We start from the raw sequence: 14,772 nt of genomic DNA on the forward strand, positions 1-14,772 counted from the left end.
CGACCGAACAAGCACACAGCTGCGACCGTGGCGAAACGTTAGACGGCTCGCCAGCAGCCTTCGAGGTGGTCGTCGACCATGCCCGCGGATTGCATGAGCGCGTACATCGTTGTCGGGCCCACAAAGCGGAACCCTCGCGCTTTGAGCGCCTTGCTCATGGCCGTCGACTCCTCGGTGGTCGCAGGAACGTCGCTGAACGCTGCGAGACGAGTTGTTCGTGGTGGCGGTGCGAAACTCCACAGCAGCGTGTCTAGCGCGCCGGGATCGTTCCGCGTGAGCTCGAGAGTTGCTTGAGCGTTGGTGATCGCCGCAGATACCTTGAGCCGATTGCGGATGATGCGGGGGTCGTTCAGCAACCGAGCGATGTCGTCGTCGCCGTAGCCTGCGATCGTGGCGGCGTCGAAGTGATCGAAGGCTTCGCGGATGCCCTCTCGGCGACGCAAAATCGTGATCCAGGAAAGGCCCGCTTGAAACGCTTCGAGCATGATCTTCTCGAAGAGTTTGTGGTCGCCGCGGAGAGGGTTGCCCCATTCGGTGTCGTGATACTGGCGGTACTGTTCGTCGTCTCCGACCCAACTGCATCGAGCCCGGCCGTCTGGCCCGACAAGGAGGGATTCGCGATCGCTCACTTGTGGCTGATCCCCTCGTGCTTGAGAAGCCAGACTTTGGTGGGAATGCCGTCGCCACCGCTGTAGCCGGTGATCCTTTGGTTGGACGCGAGCACACGGTGACAAGGAACGATAATCGGAATCGGATTGGCACCGACAGCACCGCCAACGGCGCGACCGGCCGTGGGGCGGCCTGTAGCGCGGCCGATGTCCGCGTAAGAAGCTGCGGCGCCGTACGGAAGCTGGTTGAGCTGTAGCCACACGGATTTCTGGAATTCCGTGCCGGCCGCAGAGAGCGGCAGGTCGAAGGAGCGGCGGTCTCCGGCAAAGTACTCGGCGAGTTGAACGGCGGCGGTGTCGAGAACCTCGCAAGAACGCTCCGGCTTTTCGTCGTGGGGGAGAACGCCGTCGTTCTCGATGGCGAGACCGGTGACGCTAGCGCCGTCGCTTGTGAGCTCGATACGGCCTATCGGCGAAGACAGCCGGCGAAGGTAAGCGACCTCGGTCTGCAGGGGAGTGAGCGTGTTCATGCTTCGAGCGTACGCCGCCTAGCGAGAAGGCGGCTGGCCATTTTCGGACATTGCAATTCGCTGCGAAAACGCGTGCTGTGGAGGAGCGGTGTTAGATGCCGTCTTGGTTGCGCGGTTCGATATTGATGCTCTGGTTGAGTTCGCTGATCGTGGCGTTGAGATCTTCGAGCTGAACGACAAGCCCGTCGTAGGTGGCGACGTTGGCTTCAATCGTGTCGTAGAGCGCATTCAGTTCATCTTGGCGATTGATGAGCTGGTTTCGTTCACGATTGAACTGATCGAGCGTGGCGAAGTCGCCCCGATCAGCGCGCGCATTGAAGTTGTCAATGTCGGCGTTCAAGCTGTCATAGCCGGAGTTGTAGGTCGCGTAGTCGTCGTCGATCGTGCCGCGCAGAGCATCCAGCTGCTCAACGAGCTTCTTGCTGGCATCCAGCTGTTCAGTAAAGACGGCATTCGACTTCTCGTGCAGCGCCACAACTGTCGCGCGATCCGTGAAGTAGGTGGCGTAGTGTTCTTCAAGCTCCGGGCTCAGATCGGCGAATTCCGTACCGATGATCGAGTGGAGCTCGTTCGAACGCTCGCCGGGTTCAGTCTTAGCGTAGAACTCCAGTGTTGTTGCGAACTCCGGATCATCCTTCATACGGTCGGCTTCAGCTTCGAGCAATGGCGTTAGTCGGGCGCGCTCGTCATCCGAGAGTCGATCCCACGCAGCGTGGAGCATCTCGTGGGCGGCGACGACCTCTTCGATGCCGGCGAGCCGCTCATCCGTCACATCAAAGAGGTAGATCGCTTTGCTGCTGGGGAAGTAGCACCCCAGCACGCCAAAGTTCTCTTCAACGTTCGAGCACGTGCTGTTGAACTCCGGGTTTTCCTGGACGACGGGCTGGCTCGCGTAGAAGAGGAACTCGCCCTCCTCTGACATCGCTGCCGAGGTGACGTAGGCACGAACCGTGGAGGACGGCTCGAACTGCCACACCGTGAACTGATCGGAGATGCGCTGCTGGTTTGTGAGAGCCCACACCCCAGCAGCGATCACCGTTACGTTCAAAAGGATCGCGAGCACAATCGCGATTGCGCGCGCCACAGTGATCCGAGCGCGGTCATCGCGCGGACGCAGTGTTAGCGAATTTTCCTCAGTGCTCACGGAAGGAACTCTATCCGAGCCGTGGGGTAAGAGGGAGGGCGAACGCGGTGGGTTCTAGAGACGGCTCCATGCTTCGGTCAAAACCGAACGCAGCATTGATTCTATCTCGTCAAACTCGGCGGGTCCGATCGTCAACGGCGGTGCCAGCTGAATCACAGGATCTCCACGGTCATCGGCGCGGCAGTAGAGGCCAGCGTCGTAGAGCGCCTTCGAGAGGAAGCCACGGAGCAGGTGCTCGGATTCGTCGTCGTTGAAGGTCTCCTTCGTTGCCTTGTCTTTGACCAGTTCGATGCCGAAGAAGTAACCATCTCCGCGCACATCGCCCACGATCGGCAAGTCGAGCAAGCGCTCAAGCGCAGCGCGGAACTTGGGCGAGTTTTCACGAACGTGCTCGTTGATCTTCTCTTCCTCGAAGATGTCGAGGTTTTCTAGGGCAACCGCAGCGGAAACAGGATGTCCGCCGAAGGTGTAGCCGTGGTAGAAGGTCGTAGCGCCGTGCTTGAAGGGCTCATAGACGCGGTCAGACACGATCGTGGCGCCGATCGGTGAGTAGCCGCTGGTCATTCCCTTGGCGCACGTGATCATGTCGGGGATGTAGTCGTACGCGTCACACGCGAACATGTGACCGAGACGACCGAAGGCGCAAATTACTTCGTCGCTGACAAGCAGTACGTCGTACTCGTCGCAGATCTCGCGAACACGCTGGAAGTAGCCAGCGGGAGGCGGGAAGCAGCCACCCGAGTTCTGCACGGGCTCCAAGAAGACCGCAGCTACAGTTTCGGGGCCTTCGAAGAGGATCATTTCCTCGATGCGGTTAGCAGCCCACAGCCCAAATTCCTCTTCGGTGCCGTGGAAGCCCATCTCTTCTGCGCGGTAGTAGTTGGTGTTCGGCACGCGGAAGCCGCCAGGAACGAGAGGCTCAAACATCTCCTTCATGCCGGGGATGCCGGTGATGGCAAGCGCTCCCTGCGGGGTTCCGTGGTAAGCGACGGCACGCGAAATGACCTTGTGCTTCGTGTGGCGGCCCTGAAGCTTCCAGTACTGCTTGGCCAGCTTGAAGGCGGTCTCGACCGCTTCGCCGCCACCCGTGGAGAAGAAGACGCGGTTGAGGTCGCCCGGGGCGTAGCCCGCTAGCCGGTCAGCCAGCTCGATGGCCTTGGGATGCGCGTACGACCAGAGCGGGAAGAACGCGAGTTCTTCAGCCTGCTTCGCAGCGACCTCGGCCAGGCGCTTGCGGCCGTGACCGGCGTTGACCACGAAAAGTCCGCTGAGGCCGTCGAAGTACTTGTTGCCCTTGGAGTCATAAATGTGGTGACCCTCGCCGCGAACGATGATCGGCACGCCGTGACCGTCTTCCATCACCGACTGGCGGGAGAAGTGCATCCACAGGTGATCTTTCGCTTTTTGCTGAAGATCGGCTTCGTTGAACTCTGACATCTCAAACACTTTCTTTAGTGCGTTGGGGAACTGGTGCGTGGTGACGTTGGTGAGGCGGGGAGTGCTTAGCGTGTTCCCCAGTTGTAGAACTGCTTGTGGAGGCGCAGATAGACAAAAGTTTCCGTCGATCGCACGCCTTCGATACCGCGGATGTCGCGGTTGAGAAGCTCGATGAGGTCGTCATCGTTCTCGCACACGACTTCAACGAGGAGGTCGAAGCTGCCGGCGGTAAGAACGACATAGTCGACTGAGGGGAGCTTGCCGATCTTTTCGGCCACCGAAGTGGTGTCTCCCGAGATCTGGATGCCGATCATTGCTTGGCGAAAAAAGCCCAGCTGCATCGGGTCGGTGACGGCCACGATCTGCATGACGCCAGATTCGGTGAGCTTCTGCACGCGCTGGCGTACAGCGGCTTCGCTCAAGCCAACAGCCTTGCCGATCTCCGCATAGGAACGACGGCCGTCGTTCTGCAGCTGTTCGATGATTGACTTGGAGACGTCGTCAAGGTGCACAGGCTTGTTGGCGGATCCACGCGAAGAAGTGCTCATGTATCGATTTTGTCAGTTCAGAGCATGGCTGGCAAGCGATTCCGTATCAAAAATGCCTTTTTGCGGCGGAAATCGTTAGTGCCGGGGTGGATTAGTGGCGTCATGGTCGCTATCTTGGAGGCATGAGCGCTCCTGACATCCAGAACTTTATTAATGGCGAGTACGTCGCAGCGCGTACGGAAAGCGGTTTCGATGTGATCGACCCCGCTACTGAAGACAGCTACGCGCACTCGCCGGTTTCGTCGAGTGCGGATGTCGACGCCGCCTATTCAGCCGCGGCGACAGCCTTTGAGACTTGGGGCGAGACCACGCCCTCCGAGCGCCAACTTGCGCTCTACCGCATTGCCGACGCGATGGAAGCTCGCGCCGACGAGTTCGCCGACCTCGAGTCGAAAGACACCGGCAAGCCGCGTGCGAGCCTCGTCGCGGACGAAATCATGCTTTCGGTCGACCAGATTCGGTTCTTCGCCGGCGAAGCCCGCCACCTTTCGGGGATGGCATCGGGCGAGTACATGAAAGACCACACCTCATCTATCCGTCGAGAACCGATCGGCGTCATCGGGCAAGTAGCGCCGTGGAACTATCCGCTCAACATGGCGGTGTGGAAGGTCGCCCCCGCCATCGCTGCGGGAAACACGACCGTGCTCAAGCCCAGCGACACGACTCCCTCTGCGACACTGCTGTTCGCTGAAGTCGCCGCTGAGTTCCTTCCCGCTGGCGTGTTCAACGTTCTGACAGGGGACCGCACTACCGGCGGACTCATGATCGACCACAAGACGCCGCAAATGGTGTCTATTACGGGATCGGTGCGGGCGGGAATGGAAGTCGCCAAGGCGGCATCCGTCGATCTCAAACGAGTACACCTTGAGCTGGGCGGTAAGGCTCCTGTTGTTGTCTTCGATGACGCCGACATCCCTGCCGCTGTTGCTGGTATCGGCGCCGCGGGGTACTTCAACGCGGGGCAGGACTGCACTGCGGCGACGCGAGTAATCGTGCACGCTAACATCCACGACGAGTTCGTCGCTGAGCTCGTGAAGTGGACGCGTGAGAACGCGACCACCGGTGCGCCGAGCGAAGATGTTTACTTTGGTGCCGTGAATAACGCGAACCAGCTTGCCCAGGTGTCTCGCGTCATCGAAGAGCTGCCGTCGCACGCGCAGGTCGAGCTCGGTGGTGCACGCCAGGGCGACCGCGGTTACTTCTACGAAGCGACCATCGTTTCGGGACTTCAGCAGAACGACTCGGCAGTTCAGAACGAGATCTTCGGCCCCGTCATCACGGTTCAGAAGTTCACGGATGAGGTCCAAGCGCTTGAGTGGGCCAATGATGTCAACTACGGGCTGGCTTCGAGCGTGTGGACTCGCGATCACGGCCGTGCGATGCGCTTCGCTAAGCACCTCGACTTCGGTTGCGTCTGGATCAACACCCACATTCCGATCGTGGCGGAGATGCCCCACGGTGGCTTCAAGCACTCGGGTTATGGCAAAGATTTGTCGAGCTACGGTTTCGAGGACTACACCCGCATCAAGCATGTGATGAGTTTTATCGGACAAGCGTGACGTGCTCCCACGAGAAATCGTCAAGCGTGTCTAAGATTGCCGCGTGAAGCATGACTTCGATGACACGATAACGGCGGGCCAGCGGCCGCAGCTTCAGTCGACCATGCCTGATCTCGATGACACGATTATCATCAGCGCGCGACGAACCGCGGCGGTCGTTAAGCCCTACCAACGCCCTGTCGAATCGCAAGCGAAGCAAGCATCACCGACCACAGCTCAAGAGGCGGCGCGCTTGCGGGCGCGTGCCGCAGCGCAAGTGAAGCCACCGCGCGCTCCCGTGGAGCCGACGGCAGCATCATCCGCGCTGTATTACCGCGTGCAGCTTGACGGCACTGGGCAGATGTACTCCCTGGAACACGCGTGTGTGTTCGGGCGTGACCCTCGACCTCCGCGCATTGTAAAAGGCGTGGGCCCGCGCCTCGTTGCGGTTCAGTCTCCGCAGCGCGAAGTATCAGAAACGCACGTCGAAGTGCGGCAATTGGGGGCATCGGTGATCGTCACCGATCTGCGCTCCACCAATGGTTCGATCGTTCAGGTGCCGGGCAATGCGGCACGAAAACTCCGTCAGGGTGAGTCGGTGGTGGTTTCCACCGGCACGCTAGTGGATATTGGAGACGGAAACATTATTAGGATTCTGCCTCGGCGGCGTCTGGAGTAAACGGGCAGGAAGGTAGCCGTGACCGAAATCGGCGGCAACAACCCGGGGCATACCATCGCCCTACCGGGGCGAGCAGAACAGACGTTTACGTTTGCGTGGGCTGCGGGCACTCACACTGGACATCGGCGCGCCGCAAACGAGGACAGCTACGTTGCGCGTTCTCCGATGTTCGCTGTGGCCGACGGAATGGGCGGACACTCGGCGGGAGACCTCGCCAGTGCTGCCGTCGTCGAACGACTCGATGATGCCATTACGGGTGACTTTCTGCCGGCACGTGCCGTGGAGCGCGCGCTTGAACGGGCAACCGACTACATCGGCCTGATCGCGCAAGACAGCGAACTCGGCGTCGGCACGACCGTCACGGGAGTCGTCGTAACGGAGCACCATGAGTCGGCAAGCTTCGCGGTCTTCAATGTGGGGGACAGTCGGGTCTACAACTTCGACTCCGAACGACTGGTCCAGATCACGCGAGACCACTCGGTAGTCCAAGATCTTGTCGAGGCCGGTTTGATTTCCCGCGGCGAGGCGGACGAGCATCCGGATGCCAACATCATCACGCGAGCGATCGGCTTCAACGCCGCACCGTCACCAGACTTCTGGATGCTGCCTATTCATTCCGGTCAGCGCCTGCTGATTTGCTCGGATGGGCTCACTCGCGAGGTCTCGGATGACGAAATTGAGCGCCTGATGAAGCAGGGTCTTTCTCCCGACGAGACGGTGTCGCAGCTCATTGATTCCGCGCTCGATAGCGGCGGACGAGACAATATCACCGCAATTGTGATCGATGTGTTGAAAGTGCCTACAGCGGCGTAGCCCTCGAGTCGTCCATACTGGGGACAGACAAACTGCCCCAAGACAAGGGGCAGAATCCGATTTTTGAGTGGTTTCCTCACTTAGAATGATCGAACTCGACGACAAGTAAGGGGTGTTCTGTGGCTAGAAGATTGCCCTCAGCTCCTCCTGCGCTGCCCGGATTCTCCCACGTTCACGTTCTGGGCTCGGGTGGCTTCGCCGATGTGTTCCTTTATGAGCAGAATATGCCGCGACGCCAAGTCGCTGTCAAAGTAATGCTCAGCGAGGTTGTGAACGACCAAGTTCGACTCATGTTCCAGGCCGAAGCGAACCTGATGGCGCAGCTCAGCTCGCACCCGTCGATCCTTACGGTCTACCAAGCGAGTGTGTCTTCAGACGGCCGACCGTACCTAGTGATGGAGCTGTGTTCCTCGACGCTCAGTCAGCGTTACCGAGTCGAACGACTCCCGGTTCCTGAAGTACTGCGCATCGCCATCAAGATCGGCAGTGCCATCGAGACCGCCCATCGTGCGGGTGTGCTGCACCGAGACATCAAGCCGTCCAATATTCTGACGACTGCCTATGGGCATCCGGTGCTCTCCGACTTTGGTATTGCGGCAACGCTCAGCGAGTCTGAAAACCTTGAAGCCGTGGGGATGTCGATCCCGTGGTCGGCACCCGAAGTGTTGATGGATGAGACCGCCGGCACGATCGAGTCTGAACTGTGGTCGTATGCAGCCACGGTGTACTCGCTGCTTGCCGGGCGCTCGCCCTTCGAAGTGCCGGGGGAGTCGAACAAGTCGACCGACCTCATCTCCCGCATCAACCGCGCGAAGCCACGCACCACCGGGCGAAGCGATGTGCCCGAAAGCTTGGAACGCGCCCTCAACCGCGCGATGTCCCGCAAAGCGGAGGCGCGCCAAGGCAGCGTTCTCGAACTAGTACACGAGTTGCAAGCGGTGGAGTCTGAGCTCGGACTCTCGCAGACAGCAATCGAAGTTGCCATGGACGACTGGGCTTTGGCTACGGTTGCCGAGCTGGAAGACCGCACCCGCGTGCGCCCCGGCCAGGCATCACCTATGACGTCCTCGCAACGCCGTAAGCGCCGCCGCCCCGCCAACATCGAAGAAAGCTTCGGCTCGTTGGAAAGTGAAGCTGCTGAAGGCAAAATGTCGCGTCGCAAGACCGGCATCAGTCCCATTCCCAAAACGCGCGGCATGCAGACCGTCGCGTGGATCGGTGTGGCGCTCGCAGCGTTCGTCGTGGTTCTGGGAGCCACGGCCACGTTCATTCAGCTTCAGTCGGGCTCGAACGACATCCCCGTGGTGAGCGACATCTCGGCCTCGGTCTCAGCCGACGTCGTAGAGTTCTCCTGGCTCGATCCCGGCCTCGAAGCCGGCGACTTCTACCAAATTAAGACGACCGATGGTCAACCGTCAGTTCAGCAGCGCGAGCCGAACTTCGTCGTTGACGCCGAGTCGGGCGAAAACGTCTGTATATCCGTCACTGTTACTCGCGAGGGCAAGTCTGGCCCCGCGAGTGCCCAAAAATGCGCGGTGTTGCCGTGATGAGGGAGGCCAGTGATTAAGCGTTGGGGTAAAGCGCGCCGCTCCACAGTGATCGGCGTGGTGAGTGTCTTTGCGATCGTAGCGCTGGTAGCTACGGTCGCAATTGTGTCGACGGGATATACCGCTCAGCGCGTCGACTTGGCAGACGGTGCCGTCTGGGTCGCCAACAACCAACAGCAGGCAATCGGGCGCGCCAACACCGAAGTGCTCGAGATCAACTCCGTCGTGAACGCGCAAAGTGCTGACCTCGAAGTGGTTCAACACGGCGAAAGCGTATTGCTCTTCGACCGCTCTGAAAGTTCGATCGACGTTGTCGACCCAGCGCTCTCTGAAATCGACGACAGCGTCGCGTTACCGCCCAACCAGCCCGAAGTGTATTTCGCCGGCAATAATGTTGTTGTGCTCGAGCACGGCACCGGAGAATTGTGGATCAGGTCGTACGAAGACTTCCTAAACTTCGATGCTGAATCTCCCGCCTCCTTGAGCCTCGGCGCCGATGCGATCGTCAGTGTCGATGAAGACGGGCTCCTGTTCGCCTACTCTCCGTCAGCCGGTCAGCTCTTCCGAGTGAATGCCGCTATCTCAGATACGGCGGAGTCCAGCGAGAATCTCGAACTTGATCCGAACGCCGAATTGAGCATCACGTCGGTGGCTGGCCAGTGGGCCATCCTCGACTCCAATGCCGAATTGCTACACATGGATGGCCGCGAGGTTGACCTCACCGGGCTGGTGGATGGCGGCAACGGCACCATTCTCCAGATTCCCTCTGCTGCCGGTGAACGAGTTCTCATCGGGTACAGCAACGGTGTGCTGAGCGTTCCGCTCAACGGTGCCGCTGCCGTCGGCCTTGCCACAGGCCAATCCGGTATTCCGGCGGCTCCTCTGCGGCTGGGCGAATGCGAATTTGCAGCATGGTCGAGCGGCGAGAACTGGCGACGCTGCCCCACGGATGCTGGCGAAGGCGTCATGCTTCAGCTGAGCGAGATGCAAGCCAACGCTCAGCTTTCCTACTCGGTCAACGGATCGCGCGCGGTGCTCAACGATCGACTGTCTGGTCGCACCTGGGCAGTGCAGGGCAGCGGCGAGCTGATCGACAACTGGAATCAGCTCATCACAACCGAAGAGGAAGAGCCCGAGGTTGAGCAGAACCTCGTTGACCTCGAGCCCGAGGTCGACAAAGTGCAGCAGCCGCCAGTCGCGGTTGACGATGCCTTCGGCGCTCGCCCGGGTCGAGCCACCGTTCTGCCGGTGTTGCTCAACGACTATGACCCGAACGGTGATGTTCTCGTAGTCGAGGACCTTCCTGTTATCAATGCAGGAATTGGCCGAATCGACCGCATCAACGAGCGGCAGCAGATTCAGATCACCCTAGAGCCTGGCGCTAGCGGGCAAGTGTCGTTCAATTACACCGTTAGCGATGGCCGCGGGGGCACGGCCAGTGCCAGTGTGACCATCGAGATCCGCGATGATTCCGAAAACTCGCCCCCGCAACAGATGCGCGCCACGAAGTTCACGGTGCAGTCGGGCGGGCGCGTTTCGAATCAGATTCTCGGCGACTGGGTAGACCCGGATGGCGATCCCTTCTATCTCACGAGTGCGTCTGTCGCAGCCCCCGACGTCGTGAGCTACAAGCCGGGCGGGGACCTCGTATTCTCAGATTCCGGAGCCGGCGGCGAACTCAAAGTCGTCACGCTCGTGGTCTCAGACGGTACTGCCGAGAGTTCTGGCAGTGTGTCGCTCTCGGTGAAGCCTGCCGGAGAAGTTCCGATCGAAGCCGACCCGTTCGTGGTGCTGGCGTACGCGGGCAAGGAAGTCACGGTGTCGCCGCTGAGTCACGTTCGCGGTGGTAATGGCAATATTCGCCTCAACAGCGTTCCTGCAAAAACTGGTGCGCAAGTGCTGCCGAGCTACGAAACCGGAACCTTCCGTTTCGAGAGCGATGAGATCCGCAGCCACAACCTTGAATACGTCGTGACGGATGGAAACCTCACGTTCACGGCGATCGTGCGTATCGATGTTGTCGCGCCGCCAGACGCCAACACGTCACCGATCACCGTGCCCAAGACTGTGTTCGTCCAAACTCTCCAGAATGAGCGAATTGACGTTGCAGGCACAGACGTCGATCCCGCCGGTGGAGTGCTTCTCGTCACTGAAACGATGAACCTGCCCGTGGGCTCTGGCGTTCGCGCCGAGATCCTCGAACAGCGCCTTGTTCGTGTCAGCCTCGAGGCTCCGCTCGACAACGGCCCGGTCAGCTTCAACTACCGCATCAGTAACGGGCTAGCGGATGCCGTCGGCGTGATTACCGTTGTCGAAATTCCCGCGCCGTCCCGCTTGCAGGCACCCATCGCCAACGATGACTCGGTGACGGTTCGCGTGGGACAGGCTGTCGACATCCGGGTGCTTCTCAATGACGAGCACCCCGACGGGCTTGAGCTGTCGCTGGTGCCGAAGCTGGCTCAGGACCTTCCCGATGACTCAGGCCTCCTCTTCGCTTCTGGCGACGTGTTGCGCTACCTCGCGCCCGACCGTACGGGTAACTTCACCGCGGCGTACCAAGTTGCGGGGCCCGACGGACAGTCCGCGACCGCGATCGTGCGCATTGCCGTTCGTGAGCTCGACGCGTCGAGTAACAACCCGCCGGTTCCGCCTACCGTCACCGCGCGCGTGCTTGCTGGTGACACTGTTCGCGTCTCCATCCCGCTGACCTCTGCCGACCCTGATGGTGACTCGGTTCTCTTGCTCGGCCAAGCAACGAACCCGAATAAGGGCGCGGTAATCGAAGTCGATTCCAATACCTTCGTGTACCAGGCGGGGGAGTACTCCGCGGGCACAGACAGTTTCAGCTACACCCTGATCGACTCACTCGGAGCTCGGGCGAACGGCGAAATAAACATTGGCATTAGCCCGCGGCTCGATGGAGCTCGAAACCCTGTTGCGATCATCGACGAGGTGACCGTCAAGCCCGGCATCACGGTGTCTGTGCAGGTTCTGGCTAATGACTCGGATCCCGATGGCAGCACACTTTCCGTCGTTTCCGTCGAGCCGAATGATGCCGAAACGGTTGCCGAGATCGATGGCGATGTCGTGAAAGTCACGCCGCCAGAAACGCCAGGTGATTACGGCATCATCTACGTCATCGAGAACGAAACCGGCGGATCGAGTCAAAACTTCATCCGCGTCACGGTCGACCCCGACGCAAAGCCGGCGTATCCGATCGCGACAGACAGCGTGCTCACGCTCTCCGACGTGCTCGATCGAAACCGTGTGACCGTCGATGTTCTTGCCGGCGTATTTTTCGCCGACGGTGACCCACGAACGCTGTCCTTGGGAATCTACCCGGGGTACGGTAACTCAGCGGCGGTCACGTCAGATAAGCAGATCGAAGTCTCTGTCGGAGACACGGGGCAGATCATCCCGTTCCGTGTGACGAACCCGGCCGACCCGACGATCTTCAGCTACGCCTTCATCAAGGTGCCGGGCTATAACGATGCGCTTCCTCAAATCGATCGCCGCGCACCGAAGCTGAGCATCAACAGTGAGAGCACTCTCTTTATTGATCTCAATGACTACATCATTGCGGTCGGCGACAACCCCGTGCGTCTCACTGACTCCAGCACGGTTTTGGCGACGCACAGCGACGGCTCGAACCTCGTGCGCGACGAAGACACTCTCGTATTCACGTCCGCGGAAAAGTACTTCGGGCCAGCATCCATTTCCTTCGAAGTCACCGATGGAACTTCGGCAACGGATCCGGAAGGCCGCACAGCAATTCTCGTGTTGCCTATCGACGTTCTACCCCGTGACAACCAAGCTCCCGTCTTCGGCGGGGCAGTGATTGACTTCGAACCCGGTCAAGAGAAAGAGATCGACCTTCTCAAGCTGACCAACTACCCCTACCCCGATGACCTCGACGAGCTTGCGTACACCGTTCTGAGCCCGCTCCCTGAAGCGTTTAGCTATTCGCTGGAGGGCACCATGCTGACGTTGCGCGCTAACGACAGCGCGTTCAAGGGCACCCGGACCTCTATCTCCCTCGGCGTTCGCGACGACCTTTCCGAAGGAAAGTCTGGGCGCATCGAACTCAACGTCGTTCCGTCGACCCGGCCGCTTGCTACCCCGGCTTCTGACCTCGCGATCGCTAAGCGTGGCGAAACCACGGTGGTTGATGTACTCGCCAACGATGCGTCGACGAACCCCTTCCCGGGGGCGCCATTGCGCGTGGTCGACATTCGCGGTCTTGGCGGGAACGCTATCCCTGCTGGACTCTCAATCGTTCCGAGCAACGACAACCGCACTCTGACCGTTACCGTGTCGGCGTCGGCGGTTCCGGGTGACGTGAATCTCCAATATCGGGTAGCGGACGCGACCAATGACGAGTCGCGCTACGTCTGGGGCACCGTCGTGGTGTCTGTTCAAGACAAGCCCGATCCCGTGTCGAACCTCGGCCCGAGCGGTTTTGGCGACAAAACCATCATGATGCGCTGGAACGCCGGCCCCGCTAACAACTCTCCGATCACGTCGTACCGCGTAACGACTCGTGCTGCCGGGGTTCTGGTGAACACGACGGAGTGCGCGGGAACGACCTGTGCGATCCCGACGACCGGAAATGGCCCGACAAACTCCGTGAAGGTGACGGTCGTTGCCATCAACGCGATCGGCGAATCAGAACCCGTAACGCTTGCTGACTCAGTGTGGTCTGACATCATCCCGGTCGCGCCCTCAACGCTGAGTGCATCTCCGCTTGATCACGGTCTGCGCCTCACGTGGAATGCCGTGCCCACGCCTACCGGCGGCTCACCGGTGGATCGCTACCGCGTAGTGGTCGGTGGCTTCGAGACCATCCTTGGCCTCGCGCCGTGCGACTCCGGAACCTGTACTTGGGAGACGCCGTCGACGTGGGTGCTCGACAACGGTGTTGCTGTGTCTTATACCGTGAGCGCTCGAAACGCTGCCTACACAGCCCTGTCGGTGTGGAACACGAGCGAGCCGCGAAGCGCTATCCCTGCGGGGCCGCCGATCGCGCTTGCTGCGCCCGTAGCATCCGTAGTCAACGACACCACCGCAAACTTGAGCTGGGCTGGTGCCTTCAACGAAAACGGTCGCCCGGTCACGTCGTACACCGCGGCTGCCTACACCGGAACCCAGCCCACCTGCGCGCCCAATGGCTCGATCACGAGCAACGGCGCAAAGCTCTCTGCAGTCGGCACGGGAACATCCGCGACGCTGTCTGGGCTATCTCCGAACCGCACGTACACAATGCTGGTCTTCGCACACAACGGCCAAGGCTGCACGGCAACGCCTACAGTGATTGCTCACACTCCGCCCGCCGTGGTGACCGCTCTGAATACCGCCGGTCCCGTGCCCAATGGCAACCGCTACGACTTCACGGTCAATGGCGGCATGATGGGCGCCGACGCGCTCGATAGCAACTACACGGTGTACTACCGTTTGAGCGGCGGCACCGTTCCGGGCACGGTTTACGGTCCTGTGGCGCTCGGTTCGTTCCTCACGGCGGATGGTGGTCAGCAATACGGCCAAGACATCTCGGTCGAAGTGCGCGCCTGCCGCAGCTACGGATCGGGCCCGATCTGCCAGCCGGAGTGGTCAGCGGCGTTCCCGCTGGGTGTGCCGGTGAATCCTTCGGTGTCGAGCCTGACTTTCACGTCCGACAATGATGTGCTCAATGAGAGCGGAACTTTCGCGTGGCTCAACTGGCCTACGGGAGATTACGCAAGCGTGCAGTACCGCTGTGGTGGAGTCACCCTGGGTGCATGGCAGACTGCGGACACGACTGTTCCCGGGGCGAGCTGTCATGCCGACGTTGCGCTCCTTGCTACACCTACGCTCGTGATTCGCGTGGTTGCCAATGGCGGCCAGATTTACGAGAGAACGTATAACGGATATGACTATGACTAGAGGTGCACT

The 14,772-nt window shown here is 60.3% G+C and carries 10 protein-coding genes; 5 read left to right on the top strand and 5 right to left on the bottom strand.

What is annotated here, in order from left to right; genetic code table 11:
- Positions 1-38: 38 nt before the first annotated feature.
- The 5 genes from ACWTV1_RS11200 to ACWTV1_RS11220 all read right to left on the bottom strand — a co-directional run bounded on the left by ACWTV1_RS11200 (position 39) and on the right by ACWTV1_RS11220 (position 4,267).
- Positions 39-629 (bottom strand): DNA-3-methyladenine glycosylase I, encoded by a 591-nt coding sequence (locus ACWTV1_RS11200; protein WP_100389982.1) that lies wholly within the window; start codon positions 627-629, stop codon positions 39-41.
- Entirely contained in the window at positions 626-1,138 is a 513-nt protein-coding gene (locus ACWTV1_RS11205; protein WP_498505389.1) for a methylated-DNA--[protein]-cysteine S-methyltransferase, read from the bottom strand. The genes ACWTV1_RS11200 and ACWTV1_RS11205 overlap by 4 nt, the downstream gene beginning before the upstream one ends.
- Positions 1,139-1,229: 91 nt before the next feature.
- Positions 1,230-2,282: a hypothetical protein gene (locus ACWTV1_RS11210; RefSeq protein WP_498505390.1), complete on the bottom strand. Its 1,053-nt coding sequence runs from the start codon at positions 2,280-2,282 to the stop codon at positions 1,230-1,232.
- A gap of 54 nt (positions 2,283-2,336) precedes the next feature.
- Positions 2,337-3,719 (bottom strand): aspartate aminotransferase family protein, encoded by a 1,383-nt coding sequence (locus ACWTV1_RS11215; RefSeq protein WP_498505391.1) that lies wholly within the window; start codon positions 3,717-3,719, stop codon positions 2,337-2,339.
- 65 nt (positions 3,720-3,784) lie between these two features.
- A complete protein-coding gene (locus tag ACWTV1_RS11220) occupies positions 3,785-4,267 on the bottom strand; it encodes an Lrp/AsnC family transcriptional regulator (RefSeq protein WP_498505392.1) in 483 nt (160 codons plus the stop codon).
- Between the two features lie 122 nt (positions 4,268-4,389).
- Here ACWTV1_RS11220 and ACWTV1_RS11225 point away from each other — a divergent pair, with 122 nt between their 5' ends.
- From ACWTV1_RS11225 to ACWTV1_RS11245, 5 genes are all read left to right on the top strand, one after another.
- A complete protein-coding gene (locus ACWTV1_RS11225) occupies positions 4,390-5,826 on the top strand; it encodes a gamma-aminobutyraldehyde dehydrogenase (RefSeq protein ID WP_498505393.1) in 1,437 nt (478 codons plus the stop codon).
- A gap of 43 nt (positions 5,827-5,869) precedes the next feature.
- Complete coding sequence (locus tag ACWTV1_RS11230) at positions 5,870-6,484, top strand: FHA domain-containing protein (protein WP_100389986.1); 615 nt, start codon at positions 5,870-5,872, stop codon at positions 6,482-6,484.
- 18 nt (positions 6,485-6,502) lie between these two features.
- Entirely contained in the window at positions 6,503-7,297 is a 795-nt protein-coding gene (locus tag ACWTV1_RS11235; RefSeq protein ID WP_498505394.1) for a PP2C family protein-serine/threonine phosphatase, read from the top strand.
- Positions 7,298-7,416: 119 nt separating this feature from the next.
- Positions 7,417-8,844, top strand: coding sequence for a serine/threonine-protein kinase (locus tag ACWTV1_RS11240; RefSeq protein WP_498505395.1), 1,428 nt, complete (start codon positions 7,417-7,419; stop codon positions 8,842-8,844).
- 12 nt (positions 8,845-8,856) lie between these two features.
- Entirely contained in the window at positions 8,857-14,763 is a 5,907-nt protein-coding gene (locus ACWTV1_RS11245) for an Ig-like domain-containing protein (protein ID WP_498505396.1), read from the top strand.
- Positions 14,764-14,772 lie beyond the last annotated feature (9 nt).

The organism is Salinibacterium sp. VpJ6, assembly GCF_059767345.1.

What these genes read in the sequence shown, in the direction of transcription:
- ACWTV1_RS11225 (WP_498505393.1), top strand. Translation starts at nt 4,390, where the DNA reads ATGAGCGCTCCTGACATCCAGAACTTTATTAATGGCGAGTACGTCGCA.
- ACWTV1_RS11220 (WP_498505392.1), bottom strand. Translation starts at nt 4,267, where the DNA reads ATGAGCACTTCTTCGCGTGGATCCGCCAACAAGCCTGTGCACCTTGAC.
- ACWTV1_RS11205 (WP_498505389.1), bottom strand. Translation starts at nt 1,138, where the DNA reads ATGAACACGCTCACTCCCCTGCAGACCGAGGTCGCTTACCTTCGCCGG.
- ACWTV1_RS11215 (WP_498505391.1), bottom strand. Translation starts at nt 3,719, where the DNA reads ATGTCAGAGTTCAACGAAGCCGATCTTCAGCAAAAAGCGAAAGATCAC.